Here is a 3,161-nt window from a genome sequence, read left to right on the forward strand (position 1 = left end):
TCACTTCTCGAGGAAGCACAGGAAGGGTTCTGGCAGGACTTCCTTTCAGGCGACGACGCCTGGGTGGACGGTCTCCTGCTTCTCACGGCGCTGGTTCTGCTTGTCGGGCTTATCTTTCACATCCACGCGCGTAAAGCCGAAGCCAAACGCGCTTTGGAACGCGACCTCGAACGGCGCCGGTTCCTCGAGAATATTTTGTTGTCTCTGGCGCATCCGTTTTATGTGATTGACGCCAGCACCTACGAAGTGCTCATCGCGAACGCGGCGGCCCGGGAGGGCGCCAGCAACCCCGCTTCCACGTGCTATGGGCTGACCCATGGCCTCGACGAGCCCTGCGGCGGCGAGGACCACGTTTGCCCGTTACGGCTCGTCAAGGAAACGCGAGAGCAGGTTGTTACGGAACATCGCCACTGCATGGCCGGCGGTGAAGTGCGGACCTTCGAGGTCCATGGTTTTCCCGTGTTTGACGGCGCCGGAGAAGTCGCCCAGATGATTGAGTACTCGTTTGACGTTACTCAACGCAAACGTGCTGAAGCTGAACGCGAGAACCTGATTCATCAACTCGAGACGGCGTTGCGCGAGGTCAAGACCTTGAGCGGCATGCTTCCCATATGCAGTTCGTGCAAGAAGGTCCGCGACGACCAGGGTTACTGGAACCAGATCGAGCAGTACATCAGCAGCCGCTCTGATGCGGAATTCAGCCACAGCCTCTGCCCGGAATGCGTCAAGCAGCTGTATCCCGAGTATAACGAGAAGCCCAGGAGGCGGGCCTGACCGCGTCCGGCCCGCTGCTACTCGCTTCGCGTGAGGCTCGGCCATGCGGGATCATGCGTCTTGAAGCGTTCCTCTGCCTTGGATTCGTTGGATGTCGCGTAACAGTAGCGGCAGCCGTGCACGCAGGTGTCGTAGCAGCCGATATCCCTGCTGACGACGCAGCCGCATGCGGGACGCTGCGCGGGATCCTTTTCGGCACTGGCGGCAATCCCGAATACCGAGGCCAGGTAGTCGTTGTCGATGCATTTTCCGGGGGAGATGCCCCACGGCGTGAGATCGAGGTTCTCGGCGCACGTTGTCACCCGCATGCCATGCCTCCGCGCGCATGCGGCAATAAACGCCGCCAGCTCGGCGGCCTCTTCTTCATGCGGCTCGGACAACGTACAACCATGCTCGCTGAGCCATCGCAGGCGCTTGTCGAGTTTCCGGTAGAGGTCCACGAAGCTGATGATGCAACGCTTCGTTGCCCTTTCGATGGACGAGGCGATTCGTGAGAAGGCTTCCTTGTGAAAGCCCACGGGCGTGATTGTGCTTACCACGATGGGATCATACCGCCAGATGACGCGGTCCGGCCCGATAACATTGGCCAGCTGGCGAAAACTCTCGATACGCGTCTCGACGGGCGCGGCTCGGGGTTCGAGCAGTTCCGGGTAGTCGAGGAGGGTATAGAGAAAGTAGTATCGGTATCCGCGGGCATTGAGCTCCTTCAGACGCGGGAAAAGGGGAGCGGCATTCCGGGTCCAGAAGACCAGCGCGTCCACTTCTTCGGGGCATAAAGACACGCGCGACACCTGAGCCGGGTTGAACGGGTTCGGGACCTCGCAGAATCGCGCCTCGATGCGGTTCATGAACCACTTGGAATAGAATGCCGGAATATCCGTTCGCCGGCTCGCGCTGATAATCACTTGGCTCAACTCCCTGCCGATTATCGCCCATCGGGATATGGAGCGCAACGCATTTCATTTGCTACTATAAGGTTTCACTTGCGGGGAAAGCGGAAAAGGAGTGTGTCATGAATACCTGGCAGAGTGGTTTTGCCGTCATTGTGTTCCTTCTTCTTCTCCGGAGCGGAATCGCTGTCGCGTCCCCCGGGACCTCGCCTGCCTCCGAAGACGACAACGACCTTACGGCCATCGCCGTCATGCGCGACTGGGAAACGCATCAGTTCACGACCTTCAACCCCGACACCCGAAACAAGACGGCGCCGGTGCCAAGGGGAAAGAACGTGACCATCGCCGAAGTCGAGGGAGAAGGTCATATCGCGAACCTCTGGATGACGTTTCCCGGGTGGTTCTGGCAGCACTGGTTCACGGAGGCCCCCATTGATCAATCGATTCTCAAGACGCTCATCTTGCGAATCTACTGGGACGGCGCCGGGAAGGCGGCGGTCGAAGCGCCCGCGGCCGATTTCTTCGGAATCGGCCTGGCCCAGTCGGCGAATTATGCATCCAGGTATTTTGGCGCCTCGAGCGGCGGCTTCTTCTGCAAGTTTCCGATGCCGTTCAAGAAAGGGTTTCGCATCGAACTTGAGAACAAGGACGCGACTATCGACACCGGGGTTTTCATGAACGTTCTTTATCATCTCAACAGCGGTGTCTCTGAGAACTCGGGGTATTTCCACGCCCAGTTTCACACCGCCCGCAACCAGGGCCCTGACCCGACGTTCATCGGCGAATTCGAGGGCCGCGGGCACTATGTAGGTTGCACGTTGTCGATGCAGGCCGAGCCCTTCAACACCCTCGTCTATCTCGAGGCGCCCGAATACATTTACATCGATGAGGATTGGAAACGGGCCCGCATCTTCGGCACCGGTCTCGAGGATTACTTTATGGGAGGGTGGTATTTCCGCGAGGGGACATTTGCCGGGCCCTACCACGGCTTGCCCATCAAGGATTCGTTCAACTCGTGCGTCGCGATGTACCGGACTCACGAGGCTGACGCCATTCATTTCAAGAAGCGGTTCCGCATGGAGTTTGTGAATCCCTTTGACCCGGAGCGGCTCAAGCCCTATGCCTATTCGTCGGTGGCCTTCTGTTATCTGGACACGCCCGAGGGGCAAGGGCCCGGCATCCCCGAGCGCGATAAACTCCTCTGCTGGTACCGCGTCAAGAACACCGATCATCAGAGCATTCCGTAGAATGCATAACCGCCAGCTGTGTGAAGCATGACGCTGCTCACCATTGTGGGAATAGCCTTGGGCCTGGCCATGGACGCCTTCGCCGCGGCCGTTGGCGCAAGCATCCGTCTTCGCCATGTTTCCCCGCGGCAGGTGTTCCGGTTCGGGTGGCATTTCGGGTTGTTTCAGGCCATAATGCCCGTCATCGGCTGGTATTTCGGCACGTATCTCGAGGAATTGATTGTCGCGTGGGACCACTGGGTCGCGTTCG

At 59.1% G+C, this 3,161-nt stretch carries 4 protein-coding genes; 3 read left to right on the top strand and 1 reads right to left on the bottom strand.

Features of this window, described 5'->3' with window-relative positions:
* Positions 1 to 774 (top strand): PAS domain-containing protein (locus PLJ71_12255; GenBank protein ID HQM49451.1); only part of this gene is annotated, 774 nt, incomplete at its 5' end.
* Between the two features lie 17 nt (positions 775 to 791).
* On the opposite strand, the gene PLJ71_12260 is transcribed toward PLJ71_12255, so the two are convergent.
* Entirely contained in the window at positions 792 to 1,679 is an 888-nt protein-coding gene (locus PLJ71_12260) for a DUF1848 domain-containing protein (GenBank protein ID HQM49452.1), read from the bottom strand.
* A 107-nt stretch (positions 1,680 to 1,786) separates the two neighbouring features.
* On the opposite strand from PLJ71_12260, the gene PLJ71_12265 reads away from it, so the two are divergent.
* Together PLJ71_12265 and PLJ71_12270 are read left to right on the top strand one after the other, a co-directional pair.
* The gene (locus PLJ71_12265) at positions 1,787 to 2,911 is read left to right on the top strand and encodes a DUF2961 domain-containing protein (protein ID HQM49453.1); all 1,125 of its coding nucleotides are present in this window, start codon (positions 1,787 to 1,789) and stop codon (positions 2,909 to 2,911) included.
* 27 nt (positions 2,912 to 2,938) lie between these two features.
* Positions 2,939 to 3,161, top strand: a 223-nt coding sequence (locus PLJ71_12270; protein HQM49454.1) for a manganese efflux pump, incomplete at its 3' end; no start/stop codon positions are given.

It is taken from the genome of Candidatus Hydrogenedentota bacterium (genome assembly GCA_035416745.1).
Classification (GTDB): Bacteria; Hydrogenedentota; Hydrogenedentia; order Hydrogenedentales; family SLHB01; genus UBA2224.

Coding starts and splice junctions, on each gene's coding strand:
- PLJ71_12265 (HQM49453.1), top strand. CDS start 1,787: ATGAATACCTGGCAGAGTGGTTTTGCCGTCATTGTGTTCCTTCTTCTT.